The sequence below is a fragment of the Xanthomonas sp. WHRI 6106 genome (assembly GCF_040202405.1).
Taxonomy (GTDB): domain Bacteria; phylum Pseudomonadota; class Gammaproteobacteria; order Xanthomonadales; family Xanthomonadaceae; genus Xanthomonas; species Xanthomonas cannabis.
Window position 1 is genome coordinate 62,713 of the sequence record NZ_JBEGFC010000011.1, and the last position, 14,515, is coordinate 77,227.

At 65.5% G+C, this 14,515-nt stretch carries 15 protein-coding genes; 10 read left to right on the forward strand and 5 right to left on the reverse strand.

Annotation, left to right across the window (positions count from 1 at the left end):
• Positions 1 to 48 precede the first annotated feature (48 nt).
• From ABQZ09_RS15660 to ABQZ09_RS15670, 3 genes are read left to right on the forward strand one after another with little or no spacing between them, the layout of a single operon-like run.
• Positions 49 to 1,677 carry an MFS transporter gene (locus tag ABQZ09_RS15660; RefSeq protein ID WP_349777334.1) on the forward strand — a complete coding sequence of 543 codons (1,629 nt, stop codon included), beginning with the start codon at positions 49 to 51 and terminating at the stop codon, positions 1,675 to 1,677.
• 5 nt (positions 1,678 to 1,682) lie between these two features.
• Positions 1,683 to 1,913 (forward strand): DUF1427 family protein, encoded by a 231-nt coding sequence (locus tag ABQZ09_RS15665; protein ID WP_039409767.1) that lies wholly within the window; start codon positions 1,683 to 1,685, stop codon positions 1,911 to 1,913.
• Positions 1,910 to 2,068, forward strand: a complete 159-nt coding sequence (locus ABQZ09_RS15670; protein ID WP_039409705.1) for a XapX domain-containing protein — start codon at positions 1,910 to 1,912, stop codon at positions 2,066 to 2,068. Before ABQZ09_RS15665 ends, ABQZ09_RS15670 begins: the two co-directional genes overlap by 4 nt.
• Positions 2,069 to 2,237: 169 nt before the next feature.
• On the opposite strand, the gene ABQZ09_RS15675 is transcribed toward ABQZ09_RS15670, so the two are convergent.
• Both ABQZ09_RS15675 and ABQZ09_RS15680 read right to left on the reverse strand, forming a co-directional pair.
• Positions 2,238 to 3,062, reverse strand: coding sequence for an alpha/beta fold hydrolase (locus tag ABQZ09_RS15675; protein ID WP_184555403.1), 825 nt, complete (start codon positions 3,060 to 3,062; stop codon positions 2,238 to 2,240).
• Positions 3,063 to 3,576: 514 nt separating this feature from the next.
• Entirely contained in the window at positions 3,577 to 4,911 is a 1,335-nt protein-coding gene (locus ABQZ09_RS15680) for an Nramp family divalent metal transporter (protein WP_184554485.1), read from the reverse strand.
• A 143-nt stretch (positions 4,912 to 5,054) separates the two neighbouring features.
• Here ABQZ09_RS15680 and mntR point away from each other — a divergent pair, with 143 nt between their 5' ends.
• The 3 genes from mntR to orn all read left to right on the forward strand — a co-directional run bounded on the left by mntR (position 5,055) and on the right by orn (position 6,702).
• Positions 5,055 to 5,522 carry a manganese-binding transcriptional regulator MntR gene (gene mntR / locus ABQZ09_RS15685; RefSeq protein ID WP_184555401.1) on the forward strand — a complete coding sequence of 156 codons (468 nt, stop codon included), beginning with the start codon at positions 5,055 to 5,057 and terminating at the stop codon, positions 5,520 to 5,522.
• Between the two features lie 68 nt (positions 5,523 to 5,590).
• Positions 5,591 to 6,046, forward strand: coding sequence for a tRNA adenosine(34) deaminase TadA (gene tadA / locus ABQZ09_RS15690; protein ID WP_349777373.1), 456 nt, complete (start codon positions 5,591 to 5,593; stop codon positions 6,044 to 6,046).
• Positions 6,047 to 6,117: 71 nt separating this feature from the next.
• Positions 6,118 to 6,702, forward strand: coding sequence for an oligoribonuclease (orn, locus tag ABQZ09_RS15695; RefSeq protein WP_039564095.1), 585 nt, complete (start codon positions 6,118 to 6,120; stop codon positions 6,700 to 6,702).
• A gap of 157 nt (positions 6,703 to 6,859) precedes the next feature.
• On the opposite strand, the gene ABQZ09_RS15700 is transcribed toward orn, so the two are convergent.
• Together ABQZ09_RS15700 and ppsA are read right to left on the reverse strand one after the other, a co-directional pair.
• Entirely contained in the window at positions 6,860 to 7,825 is a 966-nt protein-coding gene (locus tag ABQZ09_RS15700; RefSeq protein WP_349777335.1) for a mechanosensitive ion channel family protein, read from the reverse strand.
• A complete protein-coding gene (gene ppsA, locus ABQZ09_RS15705) occupies positions 7,825 to 10,203 on the reverse strand; it encodes a phosphoenolpyruvate synthase (protein ID WP_349777336.1) in 2,379 nt (792 codons plus the stop codon). The genes ABQZ09_RS15700 and ppsA overlap by 1 nt, the downstream gene beginning before the upstream one ends.
• Positions 10,204 to 10,345: 142 nt before the next feature.
• On the opposite strand from ppsA, the gene ppsR reads away from it, so the two are divergent.
• The 3 genes from ppsR (at position 10,346) to ABQZ09_RS15720 (ending at position 12,593) form a co-directional block, all read left to right on the forward strand.
• A complete protein-coding gene (gene ppsR, locus ABQZ09_RS15710) occupies positions 10,346 to 11,167 on the forward strand; it encodes a posphoenolpyruvate synthetase regulatory kinase/phosphorylase PpsR (RefSeq protein WP_349777337.1) in 822 nt (273 codons plus the stop codon).
• Between the two features lie 201 nt (positions 11,168 to 11,368).
• Positions 11,369 to 11,878 (forward strand): DUF1249 domain-containing protein, encoded by a 510-nt coding sequence (locus ABQZ09_RS15715; protein ID WP_123137235.1) that lies wholly within the window; start codon positions 11,369 to 11,371, stop codon positions 11,876 to 11,878.
• Positions 11,879 to 12,104: 226 nt separating this feature from the next.
• The gene (locus ABQZ09_RS15720; protein WP_039409691.1) at positions 12,105 to 12,593 is read left to right on the forward strand and encodes an NUDIX hydrolase; all 489 of its coding nucleotides are present in this window, start codon (positions 12,105 to 12,107) and stop codon (positions 12,591 to 12,593) included.
• Between the two features lie 369 nt (positions 12,594 to 12,962).
• On the opposite strand, the gene ABQZ09_RS15725 is transcribed toward ABQZ09_RS15720, so the two are convergent.
• Complete coding sequence (locus ABQZ09_RS15725; protein ID WP_349777338.1) at positions 12,963 to 13,721, reverse strand: 3-hydroxybutyrate dehydrogenase; 759 nt, start codon at positions 13,719 to 13,721, stop codon at positions 12,963 to 12,965.
• 129 nt (positions 13,722 to 13,850) lie between these two features.
• Between ABQZ09_RS15725 and ABQZ09_RS15730 the strand changes: the two genes are divergently transcribed.
• Positions 13,851 to 14,465, forward strand: a complete 615-nt coding sequence (locus ABQZ09_RS15730; protein ID WP_039409759.1) for a CDP-alcohol phosphatidyltransferase family protein — start codon at positions 13,851 to 13,853, stop codon at positions 14,463 to 14,465.
• Positions 14,466 to 14,515 lie beyond the last annotated feature (50 nt).

The following is a 14,515-nucleotide window of genomic DNA, read 5'->3' on the forward strand; positions in this document are numbered from 1 at the left end:
GCCGCGCTGCGCCACTCATCCTGCTTCGTCACCTGGAGCCTTGCTGCAATGACTTCTTCTGCCGCACCTGCCGATGGCGGTGCCTGGGCGCCGCTGCGTGCGCCGATCTTTCGTGCGCTGTGGCTGGCGATTCTGGGCAGTAACATCGGCACCTGGATCAACGATGTCGCCGCATCCTGGGTCATGGCCGAGCAGACCGGCTCACCGCTGATGGTGGCCGCGGTGCAATCGGCCACCACCTTGCCGGTGGTGCTGTTTGCCCTGGCCGCCGGCACCCTGGCCGACATCGTCGACCGCCGCCGTTATCTGATGCTCACCCAGGGCTGGATGCTGCTGGTGGCCGGCGCGCTGGCGGTACTCGCGCATCTGCACCTGTTGACTCCCTGGGTGCTGGTGGCACTGACCTTTGCGATGGGCATGGGGGCGGCGATGGCCATGCCGGCACAGGCGGCGATTGTGTCGGAACTGGTGCCGCGCCCGATGCTGGCCTCGGCGGTGGCGCTCAATTCGATCGGCATGAACATCGCGCGTTCGATCGGCCCGGCGATCGGTGGGCTGATCGTGGCGCAGTTCGGGCCGCCGTGGGCGTTTCTGCTCAACGGGGTGACCTTCGGCCTGATGTTGCTGGTGCTGTGGCGCTGGCGCCGCGAAGCGGATGCTTCGGCGTTGCCGCCGGAGAGTTTCGGCGCGGGCCTGCGTGCGGGCCTGCGCTACGCCGCACGCGCAGGGCGCCTGCAGGCGGTGCTGATCAAGGCCGCCGGGTTCTTCCTGTTTGCCAGCGCATTGACGGCCTTGCTGCCGCTGGTGGTCCGCCGCGACATGCAGCTGGGCGCCGGCAGTTACGGCATCCTGCTGGGCTGCATCGGCATTGGCGCGATCAGCGGTGCGCTGCTGCTGCCGCGCCTGCGCGCGCGCTACGACCGCGACCTGCTGGTGTTGGTCGCCACCATGGTGTGTGCGGCCTCGTTGCTGGGGCTGTCGCTGTCGCGTCAGCTCGGCGTGTTGTGCGTGGTGATGGTGGTCAATGGCCTGGCCTGGATCAGCGTGTTGTCGTCGTTGCAGATCGCCGCGCAGACCGCAGTGCCTGCCTGGGTGCGCGCGCGCGCACTGTCGTTGTACATCGTGGTGTTTTCGGCAGGCATGGCGGCCGGCTCGCTGCTATGGGGCGCACTGGCGCAGCGCACCTCGATCGCGGTTGCCTTGCAGATCGCCGCCGCCGGAGCAGTCATCGCCGCGCTGCTGGTCAAGCGGGCGCGCATTGCCGGCAACGAACAGCTGGACCTCGCACCCGGCGGACACTGGCCCGCACCGGCGCAATCGGACGCGGTGGAACACGATCGCGGCCCGGTGCTGGTGACGGTGGAATACCGCATCGCCGCCGATGCGCGCCTCACGTTCCTGCAGCTGATGACGCAGCTGGGCAACGCGCGACGTCGCGATGGCGCGGTGGTCTGGGGTATTGCCGAGGATGCGGCAACGCCCGGAGTGCAACTCGAGTACTTCATCGTCGCCTCGTGGTTGGAACACCTGCGACAGCACGAGCGCGTCACCGGCGATGACCGCCAGCTGCAGGAACAGATCCGTGCCCTGCATCAGGGCGAACGCGCGCCGGTGGTGCGCCACTTCGTTGGCGGCGGCGGTGCGGCAGTGCCGCCGCATGCGCATTCGGATATCTGATGGCCGTGAACTGGAAGTTCATCGGCGGTGTCGTGCTGGGCGTGGCCATCGGCGTCGGTTGCCGTGCCGCCGGCATTCCATCGCCAGCACCGACGGCCTTCGTCGGCGCGCTGCTGGTGCTGGCCATGACATGCGGCTATGCAGTGGCCGACCGATTCCTGGCCCGGCGTGCCGCACGTCATCTGACGCATTGCGGCGGACCCAGCGGCCGCAGTGCTGGGCAGGGCGACGCATGAGCCTGGCATTGCTCGGGGTGCTGCTTGCACTGGCGATTGGCGTTGGCTGTCGTCTACTCGACCTGCCGTTGCCGGCACCGCCACGCCTGACCGGTGCGCTGCTGGTGGTGGCAATGAGCGGCGGGTTCCTGCTGGCCGACTGGTTGCTGCAATAAGGCAGCGCTGCACCTGGATACTGTTGATGCAGACAGCAGTGCCGCACACACCCAGCTGAAGACTGCTCGCACCGTTGATCAGCCCTTCCCGGATCCAGCATCAGCATCGTCAACGCAGGAAGGGCCGGCTCTCACGAGCCGGCCCTCGTCGTGCGCGTGACAGCAGCGATCAGGCCTTGGCGAACGCCAGCAGATCCTTGTTGAACTGATCGGCGTGGGTGAGGGTCAGGCCATGCGGCGCGCCCGCATAGATCTTCAGCTCGGCATTCTTGATGATCTTGGCCGACAGCTTGGCCGATGCATCGATCGGGACAATCTGGTCGTCGTCGCCATGCACCACCAGTGCCGGCACATCGATCTTTTTCAGATCAGCAGTGTAGTCGACCTCGGAAAATTCCCTGATGCAGTCGTACTGGCCCTTGTGGCCGCCCAGCATCCCCTGCAGCCAGAACGAGTCACGCATGCCCTGGGTGACCTTGTTGCCGTCGCGGTTGGCGCCGAAGAACGGCGTGGCCAGGTCCTGGTAGAACTGCGAGCGGTCCTTGGCCACGCCGTCGCGGATGCCGTCGAACACGCTCATCGGCAGGCCGCCGGGATTGGTCGGGCTCTTGACCATCTGCGGCGGCACCGCGCCGACCAGCACCACCTTGGCCACGCGCTTGCTGCCATGACGGCCCACGTAGTGCGCCACTTCGCCACCGCCGGTGGAATGGCCGACCAGGATGGCGTCCTTCAGGTCCAGCGCGTCGATCACGGCGGCCAGGTCGTCGGCGTAGGTGTCCATGTTGTTGCCGTCCCAGGTCTGGCTGGAACGGCCATGGCTGCGGCGGTCATGTGCGATGACGCGGTAGCCGTGCTGCCCCATGAACAGCATCTGCGCGTCCCAGGCATCGCCGCTGAGTGGCCAACCGTGTGCAAACACGACCGGCTGGCCCTTGCCCCAGTCCTTGTAAAAAATGGCGGCCCCGTCGGGGCGTTTGACGAAATTGGACATCGGGTTGACTCCGTGAGTGGACGAGTGGGGTGGGGTGGCAGACGCGGGGCGCGTGGGCGTCGCGGCCGTGGCAAACGTGGGCAGCGAAAACGCTGCCACGGCTGCCGTGCCGGAGATGAGAAAGCTGCGGCGTCCGGCATCGGCCGGGTGCGCCTCGAACGGATCCATAGAAACTCCTGTGGGCGAGGGCATGCAGCCCGGCGGTCGCATGGCGCAGTGCATCCCATGCGGCGCGTGCCCACGCCATTGGGTGCGGCGCAGTCACGGACGTGCCGGTGCATCTGCGCAGTAGACCGCTTGCAGGGCCGTTGCAGATTGCATCTGCGTGCGCTCTGCTACCTGGACGTCTGCAGGCGTGAGCGCGTCGCTCACTGCACGTGGCAGGGTCTGCCCGTCAGCGCGCAGGAGTGCAAACGGGCTGCTTCTGCCCGGCGATCAATCGATGGGCTGCGTCGTGCGCACGGGCCCGGAACGCACGAATGCGATGTCGAAGAGCGCACTCCGCACGCGACGCTCAGTGCAGCGCGGTATCCCACAGCAGCTTGCCGTTCAAGGCCACGATCACTGCGGCAATCAGCCAGGCCACGCGCACCAGCCACGCCGGCGCCACCAGCGCGCCCATCAGTTGGCGGTCGGCGACGAAGCGCACCAGCGGGATCACCGCAAACGGCAGTTGCATCGACAGCACCACCTGGCTCAGCACCAGCAGCCGCGCGGTGCCGGCTTCGCCGTACAACCAGGTCACCACCACCACCGGCACGATGGCGATGCCGCGGGTCAGCAACCGGCGCAGCCATGGTGGCAGCCGCAGTTGCAGGAAGCCTTCCATCACGATCTGCCCGGCCAGGGTCGCGGTCACGGTGGAGTTGACGCCGGAGGCGAGCAGGGCGACTGCGAACAGGGTCGAGGCCAGGCCTACGCCCAGCATCGGCGCCAGCAGCGCGTGCGCCTGTTCGATCTCCTGCACGTCGGTGCGGCCTTGCGCATGAAACACCGCTGCGGCCAGGATCAGGATCGAGGCATTGATGAACAATGCGAACATCAGCGCCACCGTGCTGTCGGTGACCGCCCAGCGCAGTGCCGAGCGCCGTCCGTCATCGGTACGCGGGTACGCACGTGTCTGCACGATCGAGGAATGCAGATACAGGTTATGCGGCATTACGGTCGCCCCGATGATGCCGATCGCCAGGTACAGCGCCTGCGGGTCGGTGACCACGCGCGCGTGCGGAATGAAGCCGCCCAGCACCGCCGCAACCGGCGGGGCCGCCAGCGCGATCTGGATGCCGAAACACACGAAGATGATCAGCAGCAAGGCCATCACGAATGCTTCCAGCGCACGGAAGCCCCGGTGCATCAACAGCAGCACCAGCACCACATCCACTGCGGTGATGATCGCGCCCAGCGTCAGCGGGATGCCGAACAGCAGCTTCAACGCGATCGCCGTGCCGATCACTTCGGCCAGATCGCAGGCGATGATCGCCAGCTCGCACAGTCCCCACAAGGCCAGATTCACGCCGCGCGGGTAGCGCGCCCGGCAGGCCTGCGCCAGGTCCAGGCCGGTGGCAATCCCCAGCCGCGCCGACAGGCCCTGCAGCACGATGGCCATGATGTTGGACAGCAGGATCACCGACAGCAGCAGGTAGCCGAACTGCGAACCACCGGCCAGGTCGGTGGCCCAGTTGCCCGGGTCCATGTACCCCACCGACACCATGTAGCCCGGCCCCAGGAACGCCAGCAGCCGGAACCACCAGTGGCCACCGCCAGGGACGGCCACGCTGGCGTGGTGATCTCCCAGCCCACCAGTGGACGCGGCGTGCAAACGGACAGACGCAGGGGTATTGGTGGACATGCGCGGCAGGTAAAGGACAGTCAAGGGGATGATATAGCAAGTGCTATGCTGTTGAGCATTGGCAAACTCAATCGTATTGATCGGCCGCGTGCCTCAAACTAGGCGCCCCGGCAGCGAGGCCGGACGGGATGACGAGGACAAGGGTGGGCAAGAGCGAAAAGCTGGAGGCGGCCACGCCGTCCCTGATCGATGCGCAGGTGCATATGGAGAGCTTCCGCCAGGTGCGCGAAGCGCGCCGCGCCGAGCTGGTCGAGGACTACGTGGAGCTGATCTCCGACCTGCTGGTGGACGGCGGCGAGGCGCGCCAGGTCGATATCGCCGCGCGCCTGGGCGTGGCCCAACCCACCGTGGCCAAGATGCTCAAGCGCCTGGTGCGCGATGGCTGGGTGGTGCAGCGGCCGTATCGTGGCGTCTTCCTGACCCCGGCCGGCGAGGCATTGGCCGCGTCCAGTCGCCAGCGGCACCAGATCGTCGAACGCTTCCTGCTTGCCCTTGGCATCGACGAGGCCACCGCCCGCCGCGACGCCGAGGGCATCGAGCACCATGTCAGCGAGGCCACCGTGGCGGCCTTTGCCGCGTTTCTTGGCCGCCAGGGCGGTCCGGCCGCGTGAACACGTCGGCCGACGCACCGGCCGGTGCAGTGCTCGATGCCTCCCAGGCGGCGCTCGACACGCGCTGGATGCAGCACGCCTTGCGCCTGGCCGAGCGTGCCGAGCGCGACTATGACGAGATTCCGGTAGGGGCGGTGCTGGTCGACGCCGCCGGCACACTGCTGGGCGAGGGCTGGAACTACAACATCGCCAGTCACGATCCCAGCGCGCACGCCGAGATCATGGCCATGCGCGAGGGCGGCCGCCGGCTGGCCAATCACCGCCTGATCGGCTGCACGCTCTACGTCACCCTGGAGCCATGTGCGATGTGCGCCATGACCATGATCCATGCGCGCATCGCGCGCGTGGTGTTCGCGGCAAGCGACCCCAAGACCGGCGCCTGCGGCAGCGTGTTCGACCTGCTTGCCGACCCGCGCCACAACCACCGTGTGCAGGTCAGCGGTGGGGTGCTGGCAGCCGACGCCAGCCTGCGCCTGACCAATTATTTCCGCGCCAAGCGCGGCAAGCCGCCGCTGCTGCCGTGAGCGGCTTGCCGCGGTATGATGCGCGCCCTTTCCAGCATCCGGCCGGCGACGGCTCTCCACAGGACCGCGATATGGCAGACACCCTTGCAGGCAACGACCGACTGATCTGGATCGATCTGGAGATGACCGGCCTGGATACCGATCGCGATTCCATCATCGAGATCGCCACCATCGTGACCGATGCGCAGTTGAACGTGCTTGCCGAAGGGCCGGAACTGGCCATTGCCCATCCGCTGGAAACCCTGGAGGCGATGGATGAGTGGAACCGCAACCAGCATCGGCGCTCGGGACTGTGGCAACGCGTGCTGGACAGCCAGGTCACCCATGCGCAGGCGGAAGCGCAGACCGTGGCATTCCTGAGCGAGTGGATCCGCGCCGGCGCTTCGCCGATGTGCGGCAATTCGATCTGCCAGGATCGCCGCTTCCTGCACCGCCAGATGTCGCGGCTGGAGCGCTACTTCCACTATCGCAACCTGGACGTCTCCACCATCAAGGAGCTGGCGCGTCGCTGGGCGCCGACGGTGGCCAACGGGTTCGCCAAGAGCTCGGCGCATACCGCACTCAGCGACGTCCGCGATTCCATCGACGAGCTGCGCCACTATCGCCAGTTCATGGGCGCACTGGGCGGTGACACCGAGGCAGGCGTGCAGGGCTGATCGGGGCGCTGCAGCGGCAGCTCGGGCTGCTGATGCGATCGCGGGATGTCAGCATCTGTGCGCGCTTTCGTGAGAACGCAAGCCCCCGTAATTCCCGTCGAAAACAACAAAGGCCGCATCTTCCGATGCGGCCTTTTGTTTGCCGTCGACCGCTGGCTCAGCGTGCCAGCGGTGGCCCCTTGGTCAGGTCGCCATCGTCGGTGACGCCCTTGAGCAGCAGCTCCGAGATCGGCTTGCCGTCGGCATCGTGGTGATACACATGCAGATCGCGTTGCGGATACGGAATGCTGAGACCATTTTCCAGCAGCTGGTTGCGGATCTGCTCCAGCGTGGTGCTCTTTGCCGCGCCGAAGTTGCCGTTGGTGGCGTAGGCAAACAACATCAGATCCACCGTGCTTTCGCCCAGATTGGTCACCTGCACGAACGGCGCGGGCGATTCCAGGATGTTGGGATTGTCCTTGGCGATCTGCAGTAATAGCTGCTGGGCCTTTTTCAGATCGTCTTCGTAGCCCACGCCAACAGTCAGCTCGAGACGCCGGTTGGGCAGGGTGCTGTAGTTGATGATGGGTGCGGTGGTGATCGTGCTGTTGGGCAGGGTGATCATGCGCTCATCGAACGAGCGCACCCGGGTCTGGAAGATCCGGATCTCGTCGACAATGCCTTCCTGGCCCGCAATGACGACGTGGTCGCCGTCGCGCATCGGCCGCAACACGATCAGCATGACCCCGGCGGCGATATTGGACAGCGAGTCCTTCAAGGCCAGACCCACGGCCAGGCCGGCCGCACCCAGCACCGCAATCAACGAGGTCGGCGGCACACCGATCTGGCTCAGTGCACTGACAAATACCAGGACCAGCAGCAATGCATAGACGACATTGCGCAGGAAGTTGGTCAAGGTGATCTCGACCCGGGCACGGCTCAGGACACGATGCAGCCATTGGCTCAGCTGCTTGGCCAGCCACATGCCGATCACCACGATCAGCAATGCGACTCCCCAGTTGAGCGCGTACTGCGCCCACGGGATGGTCGACCAGTTAAATGCCGGTTCGGCCGTCTTCACCGCCGCCGGTTTGGCAGCCGCTGCTCCCGCAGCGGCTGCCATCAATGCACCAAACAGCCCCATCAGCTCTCGCTCTTGAGTTTGGCCAGACGCAGCCAGGTATCGACCACAGTGTCAGGATTCAAGGACACCGACTCGATGCCTTCCTGCATCAACCACTCCGCCAGTTCCGGGTGATCCGACGGCCCCTGGCCGCAGATGCCGACGTACTTACCCTTGGCGCGCGCCGACTTGATCGCCATCGACAGCAGCTTCTTGACCGCCGGATTCCGCTCGTCGAACAGATGCGCCACGATCGACGAATCGCGATCCAGGCCCAGGGTGAGCTGGGTCAGGTCGTTGGAACCGATCGAGAAGCCGTCGAAGATGTCCAGGAATTCATCGGCCAGCAGCGCGTTGGACGGCAGCTCGCACATCATGATGATCTTCAGGCCGTTCTCGCCCTGCTTGAGCCCGTTCTGCTCCAGCACCTCGATCACCTTGCGACCTTCTTCCAGCGTACGCACGAACGGGATCATCACCCAGAGGTTGTCCAGGCCCATCTCGTTGCGCACCTTCAGCACCGCCTTGCACTCCAGCGAAAACGCCTTCGTGAAGGACGGATCGACATAGCGGCTGGCGCCGCGGAAGCCGATCATCGGGTTTTCTTCATGCGGTTCGTAGCGTGAGCCGCCGATTAGGTTGGCGTACTCATTGGACTTGAAGTCCGACAGGCGCACGATCACCGTATTCGGCGCCACCGAGGCAGTGAGGGTGGCGATGCCCTCGGCCAAACGGTTGACGTAGAAGCTCACCGGGTCGCCATAGCCGGCGATCTTGGCGTCGATCTTCTTGCGGACATCGGCGTCCTGCTTGTCGTATTCCAGCAGCGCGTTCGGGTGGATGCCGATATGCGCGGCAATGATCATTTCCAGGCGCGCCAGGCCGATGCCGGCATTGGGCAGCTGGCCGAAGTCGAAGGCGCGCTCCGGGTTGGCCACGTTCATCATGATCTTGAGCGGGGCAGGCGGCATGTTGCCCAGGTCGGTGGTGGTGCGCTCGAACGCCAGCTCTCCGTCGTAGATGAAGCCGGTATCGCCTTCGGCGCAGCTCACGGTCACGCGCTGGCTGTCGCTGATGACCTCGGTGGCATTGCCCGAGCCGACCACCGCCGGCACGCCGAGCTCACGCGCGATGATTGCCGCATGGCAAGTGCGTCCGCCACGGTTGGTCACGATCGCCGAGGCGCGCTTCATCACCGGCTCCCAATCGGGGTCGGTCATGTCGGCGATCAACACGTCGCCGGCCTGGACACGATTCATGTCTTCCAGTGAGCGCACCACACGTGCGACGCCGCTACCGATCTTGGCACCGACTGCGCGGCCTTCGACCAGGATCTTGGCGTCCTTGGCCTCCAGCGAGAAGCGCTCGATCTGGGTGGCGTGGCTGCGCGACTTCACCGTTTCCGGGCGCGCCTGCACGATGAACAGCTTGCCGCTGACACCGTCCTTGGCCCACTCGATATCCATCGGGCGGCCGTAATGCTTTTCGATGACCAGCGCCTGCTTGGACAGTTCCTGCACGTCCTCGTCGCTGATCGAGAAGGTGCTGCGCAGCTCCACCGGCGTGTCTTCGATACGCACGCGTTCGCCCGGCACATCCGAATACACCATGCGAATGGCCTTACTGCCCAGCGAGCGACGCAGGATCGCCGGCTTGCCAGCCGTGAGCGTGGGCTTGTAGACGTAGAATTCGTCCGGATTGACCGCGCCCTGCACGACCATCTCGCCCAGGCCGAAGCTGGAGGTGACGAACACCACGTCGCGGAAGCCGGATTCGGTGTCCAGCGTGAACAGCACGCCCGACGAACCCACGCCCGAGCGCACCATCAACTGCACGCCTGCCGACAGGAACACGTCCTCGTGCTTGAAGCCGTGATGCACGCGGTAGGCGATTGCACGATCGTTATAGAGCGAGGCGAACACTTCCTTGACCTTGTGCACCACATCGTCGGCGCCGGTCACGTTGAGGAAGGTTTCCTGCTGGCCGGCGAACGAGGCGTCCGGCAGGTCTTCTGCGGTGGCCGACGAACGCACCGCCACGGCCACTTCGCCGCCGCCGTTTTCGGCGCACAGCGTGTCGTAGGCAGTGCGGATGTCGCGGTCCAGCTCCGGTTGCAGCGGGGCGTCGATCACCCAGCCGCGGATTTCCTTGCCGGCCACGGTCAGGGCATTGACGTCTTCGACATCCAGCGTTTCGAGCTTGTCGAAAATGCGCTTGGACAGGTCGTTATGTGCGATGAAGTCCTTGAAAGCTTCGGCGGTGGTCGCATATCCACCCGGAACCGACACGCCCAGCCCGGCCAGGTTGCCGATCATCTCGCCGAGCGAGGAATTCTTACCGCCTACGCGGGCCAGATCGGCCAGGCGTAGCTCATGCAACCACAGGATATTCTCGTTCAAGCGCGATGCTCCGTATGGCCATCGCCCGAGCGGGCTGGATGGCCGCGTCCGTAGGAAGAAGCCGCTATGATGCAGTGCACAGCGGAATCTGCACAAGCATGAACCCGTAAGTTTTGGACACCAGTTCAAAGAGGTGGTCTTGATGTCAACAATCCGGCCGGTGTTTTACGTGTCCGATGGAACCGGTATCACCGCTGAAACGATTGGGCACAGCCTGCTCACCCAGTTCAGCGGATTCAACTTCGTCACCGACCGCATGTCGTTCATTGATGATGCAGAAAAAGCACGCGATGCGGCGCTGCGGGTGCGCGCGGCCGGGGAGCGGTACCAGGTGCGTCCAGTGGTCGTCAATTCGTGCGTCGATCCACAGTTGAGCATGATCCTGGCCGAGAGCGGGGCCTTGATGCTGGACGTATTTGCGCCCTTCATCGAGCCGCTGGAGCGCGAGCTCAATGCGCCGCGCCATTCGCGCGTCGGGCGTGCACACGGCATGGTGGATTTCGAAACCTATCACCGCCGCATCAATGCGATGAACTTCGCCCTCAGCCATGACGACGGCATTGCGCTCAATTACGACGAGGCCGACGTGATCCTGGTCGCGGTATCGCGTGCGGGCAAGACGCCGACCTGCATCTACCTGGCCTTGCATTACGGCATCCGCGCCGCCAACTATCCGTTGACCGAAGAAGACCTGGAAGACGAACGGCTACCGCCGCGCTTGCGTAATTACCGCAGCAAGTTGTTCGGTCTGACCATCGATCCGGAGCGTCTGCAACAGATCCGCCAGGAACGTCGCGCCAATTCGCGCTACAGCGCGGCCGAAACCTGCCGCCGCGAAGTGGCCATTGCCGAGCGGATGTTCCAGATGGAACGCATTCCTTCGTTGAGCACCACCAATACCTCGATCGAGGAAATCTCCAGCAAGGTGTTGTCCACGCTGGGGCTGCAGCGCGAGATGTTCTGAGGCCGGGATTGGTAGGGGGGAATTCGGGAGTGGGCAAGCAAGTGCCGCGTTCACGCTGCGGACGTATCGGCAGCGCGGCGGCCGGCTTGCCGGCAATCAAGCGGAAATCAAGCGGGCGGGGCAGTGCCTCGCCAAGGTAGGCCTGCGATCGGGCCCTCGTCAATGCTGCCCGTGCGGCAGCGCAGCGTGTAGGATCGGTGCATGGCCCAAGCATTGAGCAAACTCGAAATCATCCCCCGCCTGAGCCGGTTTGGCTGGCTGATGGGGTTGTATGCAGAAAACTTCCAGCACCTGACGCGTCTGTTCGCACCCGGCGATCTGGCGCCCGGGTCGTATGTGTCCTCGATCGGCGACGGCCTGGATTTACGCCTGGATGTGATCGAGTGCCATCGCTACACCGTCGAACTGCGGCTGACCTACGACCTGTGCGACCCGGTCACCGGCGAGCCCGACCCGTCTGCCTACGTGCGTCTGTACCGCGATGCGCGCCAGGCCGAGACCACGCATTGCTACGTCGGCCGCCGCTGGCAGGACGTCATGGGGATGTTTCCGCCGCCGGCCGAGCTGATCAGCCATCGCATGCGCATGAACACCTTCCTGGGCAAATGGCTGGAGTACCTGGCCGAACGCGGTCACGGTGTCGCCACGCTGCAGCTGGATACCGACTACGTCGCGCCGCCGCGGCCCGGTTCGCAGGCCGCTGTCGGCTAAGACGCGAAACGCTGCCGTGGCTTGCGCGCCGCGTGCGGCCGATGGCAACGCTGGCATGTCGTCCATGTGGCGGCCTCGAGCGTTACCGGTGTTTTAGCCCGTTGGCATCATCGGTCTTCCTGCGAGGACGACACGGTGTGCACGAGCATCCTGCACCGACCGGCCGTGTCGCGCGAGCCTTGACTGCATCGGTCATACTGCTGCGCTTCGTGTCAGATCCCGTGCCATGCCCTATACCCCGATTGTTGCCACGCTTGGCTACCTGCTGTCGCCGGACGGCACGCAGGTGCTGATGATCCACCGCAATGCGCGTCCCGGCGATCAGCATCTGGGCAAGTACAACGGGCTGGGTGGCAAGGTGGAGCCGGACGAGGACGTGCTGGCCTGCATGCGTCGCGAGATCCGCGAAGAGGCCGGCGTCGACTGTGGCGACATGCAGCTGCGCGGCACCATAAGCTGGCCCGGGTTCGGCAAGCAGGGCGAGGACTGGCTGGGTTTCGTCTTTCTGATCCGCAGTTTCCAGGGCACGCCGCACACCTCCAATCCGGAGGGCACGCTGGAATGGATCCCGGTCGCGCAGATGGACCAGGTGCCGATGTGGGAAGGCGACCGCCATTTCCTGCCGCTGGTGTTCGATGGCGACCCGCGCCCGTTTCACGGCGTCATGCCCTACCGCGACGGACGCATGCAATCGTGGACGTACTCGCGCGTCTGAGGCGCGCGGGAGATCGCAGCGCCTGATCAGGTGTCTGCTGCCCTGATCCGGACGCATGGTCGGGCGAACGCTCGCCTTCGTCGCCGGACGCGGCCGCGCCGATGGCTGCACCGCGCTTGCACGCACTGCACCTGGCAGCGCCGCGCGCGCTTCAATCAGGCCAGCGCGCGCGTCGCTACAGCGAGCACAACCCTGTTGGCCGCTGCAACGATACGCTGCCGGCATCGGCACCGACGTCGGTCCCGCGATGCGGTTGTGCACTTCTCCACATCGCCTGTGGATGACGGCTGGGCAAGTCTGTGGACAACTGCCCGGTGCCCTTGCGCTGCAATGTTGTCGAGCTGGCTGGCGAAAGTTTCGCCAGCGCGCTCATTGCGCCGTCCAGCCGCCGTCGATGGCGATCGACTGCCCGGTGATGTTTCGCGCGGCATGCGACATCAGGAAGGCCACCGTGCCGGCCAGCTCGTCGTATTCGATGAAGGCGCCCTTGGGCATCGGCTTGAGCATCACATCGCGGATTACCGCATCTTCGGCGATGCCGCGGGTGCGGGCCTGGTCGGCAATCTGGCGCTCCACCAGCGGCGTACGCACATAGCTGGGGCAGAGCGTGTTGACGGTGATGTCGCAGTCGGCGGTTTCCAGCGCGATCACCTTGGCCAGCCCGACCAGGCCGTGCTTGGCGGCCACGTAGGCGCTCTTGTAGGGGCTGGCCACCAGCGAATGGATGCTGCCGATGTTGACGATGCGGCCATAGCCGGCTGCACGCATGCCGGGCAGCACCGCACGGCTGAGTCGCGCAGCGCCGGTCAGCATCACGTCCACCAGCAGCGCCCAGCGCTGCATGGGGAAGTCTTCCAGCGCAGCCACCTGCTGCAGGCCGGCGTTATTCACCAGCACCTGCGGCGCGCGGGAAGCCTTAGCCAGGGCCTGCGCAATGCTGTCATCGTCGGTGACGTCCAGCGCCAGTGCCTCGGCCGATCCACCCACATCGCGCAGTTGCTGCGCGATGGCGGTGGCGGCGGCATGGTCCATGTCGCTGACCAGCAGGTGGTGGCCATCGGTTGCCAGTTGGGCGGCAAGGCCGGCGCCAATGCCGCTGCCCGCGCCGGTGATCAGGATGCTGCGCATCGGGTGTCCTTGAGCAGTGCGTGGCCCGGAGCGGCCACGCTGGTCGTCAGCCTAGCGGAGGATGCCGAAACGGTCGCCTGCCTGGCGCGCGCGCGTTACCCTTTGCGCCTCGTTCTGATCAGGTTCCGCATGAAACGCCATTTCTCGATGCTGCGCGATTTCCAACTGGCGGACTGGTTCACGCTGGCCAATGCCTTCTGTGGCACCGGAGCGGTGTTTGCGGCAATGCGCTTCCTGCAGGAAGGCCACCGTGGCGATCTGCTGCTGGGTATGGCGCTGATTCCGCTGGCGTTCGTCTTCGACGCGCTCGACGGGCATGTCGCGCGCTGGCGCAAGGCGTCTTCCACGCTGGGCCGCGAACTGGATTCGCTGGCAGATGTGATTTCCTTTGGTGTGGCGCCGGCAGCGCTCGGCTACGCCTGCGGCATGCGCGGCGGTTGGGACTGGCTGGTGCTGAGCTACTTCGTCTGCTGCGGGGTCAGCCGGCTGGCGCGCTACAACGTGACCGCCGAAGAGATCGCCGGCGACGCCGACAAGGTGCCGTACTTCGAAGGCACGCCGATTCCGACCAGCCTGGTGCTGGTGATCCTGCTTGCGGTGGCGGCCAGCAGCGGGCACATCGGCCAGACCTTGTGGTGGGGGCAGTGGCAGCTCGGGCCGTGGCAGTTCCACCCGCTGGTGCTGCTGTTTGCCATCTCCGGCTCGCTGATGATCAGCAAGACCTTGCGGATCCCCAAACCCTGACCGGCACGCGCGGGCGCACGCGGTAGGATGGCTGGGTGGACGGTCACGGG

Bases quoted from the DNA above. Each gene is read 5' to 3' on its own strand.
- ABQZ09_RS15660 (WP_349777334.1), top strand. From the start codon at position 49: ATGACTTCTTCTGCCGCACCTGCCGATGGCGGTGCCTGGGCGCCGCTG.
- ABQZ09_RS15670 (WP_039409705.1), top strand. From the start codon at position 1,910: ATGAGCCTGGCATTGCTCGGGGTGCTGCTTGCACTGGCGATTGGCGTT.
- ABQZ09_RS15675 (WP_184555403.1), bottom strand. From the start codon at position 3,062: ATGTCCAATTTCGTCAAACGCCCCGACGGGGCCGCCATTTTTTACAAG.
- ABQZ09_RS15680 (WP_184554485.1), bottom strand. From the start codon at position 4,911: ATGTCCACCAATACCCCTGCGTCTGTCCGTTTGCACGCCGCGTCCACT.
- tadA (WP_349777373.1), top strand. From the start codon at position 5,591: ATGCAGCACGCCTTGCGCCTGGCCGAGCGTGCCGAGCGCGACTATGAC.
- orn (WP_039564095.1), top strand. From the start codon at position 6,118: ATGGCAGACACCCTTGCAGGCAACGACCGACTGATCTGGATCGATCTG.
- ABQZ09_RS15700 (WP_349777335.1), bottom strand. From the start codon at position 7,825: ATGGGGCTGTTTGGTGCATTGATGGCAGCCGCTGCGGGAGCAGCGGCT.
- ppsR (WP_349777337.1), top strand. From the start codon at position 10,346: ATGTCAACAATCCGGCCGGTGTTTTACGTGTCCGATGGAACCGGTATC.
- ABQZ09_RS15715 (WP_123137235.1), top strand. From the start codon at position 11,369: ATGGCCCAAGCATTGAGCAAACTCGAAATCATCCCCCGCCTGAGCCGG.
- ABQZ09_RS15720 (WP_039409691.1), top strand. From the start codon at position 12,105: ATGCCCTATACCCCGATTGTTGCCACGCTTGGCTACCTGCTGTCGCCG.
- ABQZ09_RS15725 (WP_349777338.1), bottom strand. From the start codon at position 13,721: ATGCGCAGCATCCTGATCACCGGCGCGGGCAGCGGCATTGGCGCCGGC.
- ABQZ09_RS15730 (WP_039409759.1), top strand. From the start codon at position 13,851: ATGAAACGCCATTTCTCGATGCTGCGCGATTTCCAACTGGCGGACTGG.